The sequence below is a fragment of the Mycobacterium sp. genome, from assembly GCF_035499775.1.
In the GTDB taxonomy this organism is placed as follows: Bacteria; Actinomycetota; Actinomycetes; order Mycobacteriales; family Mycobacteriaceae; genus Mycobacterium.
The window spans coordinates 1-3,308 of the sequence record NZ_DATJYB010000607.1 but is presented as its reverse complement, the minus strand read 5'-3'; the positions used below and the strand labels follow the sequence as shown (position 1 = coordinate 3,308).

Genomic DNA, 3,308 nt, shown 5'->3' with positions numbered 1-3,308 from the left:
TCGAAAGCCTCTAATTATGCCGACACCTTGCGACTGAACGCCGTGCACCACAACCGATCCCACCCAATGTCGGCATAGTCGTGAGGTCGGCATAATCGACGCAATGCCGATATCGGCATTGCGCCGATAACGGCGCCGCGTATGTCGATGCCTGGCTGCTGCGTGCATGCGCGAAACTCGGTGTCCGACTGGTGCATTCGACTCCACACCGACCTCAGGGCAGGGGAAAGATAGAGAGATTCTTTCGGACCGTGCGCGAGCAGTTCCTTGTCGAGATCACCGACAGCAGCGCCGAGGACCTCGCCGCGGCGGGCACCGATCACCGCTCGGCTTTGTGGGAGCTCAATCGGCTGTTCACCGCATGGGTGGAGACCGAATACCACCGCCGCGTCCACACCGAGACCGGGCAGACACCCTTGGATCGGTGGGAGGCCGGATGGGCGCGGCTGGGCCGGACCCCGGCGATGCCGACCGCGGCCGATCTCACCGAGGCGTTCCTGTGGTCGGAATACCGCACAGTCACCAAGACCGCGACGGTGTCGTTGCACGGCAACACCTTCCAAGTCGACCAAGCCCTGGTGGGCCGCAAGGTGGAGTTGGTGTTCTCCCCGTTCGACATGGAAACCATCGAGGTTCGCTACCAGAACACCGGTTACGGGAAAGCGTTGCCGCACATCATCACCCGACACGTTCACCCGAAAGCCAAACCAGAAATCCCCGAACCACCCGCACCCCCGCCCGTCGGGATCGACTACCTGCACCTGACCGCACAAACCCATCACGAACACCTGCGCGCCGACCGGCGCATCGGCTACGACGCCCTGTTCGGCGCCAGCGAAAACAACAGTGAGGCCAGCAGCGCGACTGCCCATGCCGCATACGAAGTCCCCGGGCAGTTGTCCATCACCGACCTCGACAGCGCCACCGACCACAACGAGGCATCGGCATGAGTATCGAACGGCTGCAATCGTATTACGGCTTCACCCGCATGCCGTTCGGACGAGGACTCGCACCGGCGATGCTGCACCGCCACCCCAGCCACGCCGAAGCCGTCGCCCGCATCTCCTGGTGCGTGGACCAACACGCCATCGGGGTCATCACCGGAGAAGTCGGCGCAGGCAAGACCGTGGCTATCCGCGCCGCGACCGCCGCCCTAGACCCCGCCCGCCACGTCATCATCTACCTGCCCAACCCCTCGGTCGGAGTCCGCGGCATGCTGCACCACATCGTCGGCGCGTTGGGACGGGTGCCCAGTTTCTACACCGCCACCCTGGCCCCCCAAGCCGCCGACGCTTTGGCTGCTGAGCACGCCGAACGCGGCCGCACCCCGGTCGTGGTCATCGACGAAGCCCACCTGCTCGACAACGCACAAATGGAAGCCATCCGCATGCTCACCAACCACGAGATGGACAGCGGCTCACCATTTGCCGCACTGCTCGTCGGCCAACCCACCCTGCGCCAACGACTACGCCTCGGTGTGCTGGCAGCACTCGATCAACGCATCGCCGTCCGCTACGCCCTAGCCGGGATGACACCCGCCGACAGCGCCGACTACATCGCCCATCACACCAAGATCGCCGGCCGCACCGACCCGCTATTCTCCGACGACGCCATCACCGTGATCCACAACGCCGCACGCGGATACCCCCGCGCAGTCAACAACCTCGCCCTGCACGCCCTGACCGCCGCGTTCGCCGCCAAAACAGCGATCGTCGACGAGAAAGCCGCCCGCATCGCCGTCACCGAAACCGGCCACGACTAAACCACCGACCACGCGACGTCACCACACCAACGACGCCGTCACCGATCAGACCAAGGCCCTGCCCGCTAACGCGGGCAGGGCCTTCATCACACCGGCACCATCAGCAACGACCCTGACGGCATCATCTGCATCCTCAGCGACGGACAACAGGTCGGCGGTGCTGAGGACCTGTCGTCCCGCGCGAACTGATCCGCCGGCACTACGCGTGCTGGCCCAGGGGAAGGCCAAAGGGACGCATCACTCGTCCGTCCAGAGGCGCTCGGTCAAATTCTCAAACGTCACCACAACCGGATCATCGCTACGCTTCAACGCCGACTTACTCATCCTGGCCCGAACCGTCCAACCCTCGCAATGCTGCAGCTCCACACGCCGGTTCGCCAGCGCATCGTCACTAGAGAGCGCGCAAAGCGCGGCTGGGACGGTATGGAAGATCTCGGGGAACGCCAACCCCGTTAAGCTGTCCTGCCGGTACCCAACCATCTCTGCAAACGCCGTATTGGCGAACAAGATGGTGCCGTCCCGCGCCATAGCGAGCGAAGGAACAGCGATCCTGTCCAACACCACCACAGCGGGCAACCGCGTCAGGATGTCCATCGGTGAATCGCCGGACCTCCAATTGCGCCGCCGCTCCACCCATCGACCGCCGTCCATACCCGCGCAGTCGCTCGGCTGACCGTGCGAGCCCCCAGCAAGTAACGGCGCATTCGACGTGGATGGCATAGACGTCAGCATCTCCGGCTGTCTAGTCACGACCGACATGTGCTCCCCCTAACTCAAGCAGACCCACCCGGACGCAGGTCCCGAGTTCCCGCCGCGCCTGGGCACGGCCCAGTCTGTATATACCGATGATGTGTCTGGCGAGTAGAATACAGACTACTTATCATAATGTGCGCGAATTGATTAAACTGACAGTCTTCTAGGAACCGACAGTCTTCTAGAAACACGACGAAACAAGGGTAAGCGCGGGATGACAGGTGCCGAGCAGGCCGCGGACCAGCGTGAGGTGAGCCCGTCGTAGTGGTCCAGTCGTTGTGCGTCTCTGTTGCCCGCGGAACCTGTCAACCTGTTTGAGGCACCGGTCAGCGGAATTTACTGAGTAGCCTCCTCGGTGTTGTCGGGCCGGTTGATCCATGTTTCGGTGGGGAGCTCGGGTGGCTGCGGTGGCTTGCGGACGAAGCGTTCCGGGTGGGCGGCGTAGGCGGCATCGAGCACGCAGGCCCGCTTCTCGCGGGTGATTTCGGCGGTGCCGTAATGAATGTCGGCGGGCGTATGAAGCGCCAGCCCACTGTGGCGATGCTCCTCGTTGTACCAAGGGAAGAAGTGCTGGCAGTGCACGCGCGCCGCCTCGATCGAGGCGAACCGACCAGGGAAGCCGGGCCGGTACTTCAGCGTCTTGAACTGCGACTCACTGAACGGGTTGTCGTTGGAGACGTGCGGCCGCGAATGCGACTGGGTGATACCGAGATCGGCGAGCAGGAACGCCACCGGCTTCGAGGTCATCGATGACCCACGATCAGCGTGAATGGTCAACTGGTCACGACCAATT

The 3,308-nt window shown here is 63.5% G+C and carries 3 protein-coding genes and 1 pseudogene; 2 read left to right on the top strand and 2 right to left on the bottom strand.

All coding sequences use genetic code 11. The features are described 5' to 3' along the window. Positions 1-125 precede the first annotated feature (125 nt). Positions 126-950 (top strand): annotated as a pseudogene (locus tag VML93_RS36555) (Mu transposase C-terminal domain-containing protein); the annotation flags it as partial. Continuing rightward, a complete protein-coding gene (locus VML93_RS36550; RefSeq protein WP_325618448.1) occupies positions 947-1,762 on the top strand; it encodes an ExeA family protein in 816 nt (271 codons plus the stop codon). The pseudogene VML93_RS36555 and the gene VML93_RS36550, both read left to right, overlap by 4 nt. A gap of 237 nt (positions 1,763-1,999) precedes the next feature. Here VML93_RS36550 and VML93_RS36545 read toward each other — a convergent pair whose 3' ends face one another. Further along, on the bottom strand, positions 2,000-2,356 hold the full coding sequence (locus VML93_RS36545) for a PAS domain-containing protein (RefSeq protein ID WP_325618446.1): 357 nt from the start codon (positions 2,354-2,356) through the stop codon (positions 2,000-2,002). 495 nt (positions 2,357-2,851) lie between these two features. Further along, a partial coding sequence (locus VML93_RS36540; protein ID WP_325618444.1) for an integrase core domain-containing protein occupies positions 2,852-3,308 on the bottom strand: 457 nt, incomplete at its 5' end.

Excerpts from the sequence above, each read along its gene's own strand:
- VML93_RS36545 (WP_325618446.1), bottom strand. The coding sequence starts at position 2,356 with ATGGACATCCTGACGCGGTTGCCCGCTGTGGTGGTGTTGGACAGGATC.
- VML93_RS36550 (WP_325618448.1), top strand. The coding sequence starts at position 947 with ATGAGTATCGAACGGCTGCAATCGTATTACGGCTTCACCCGCATGCCG.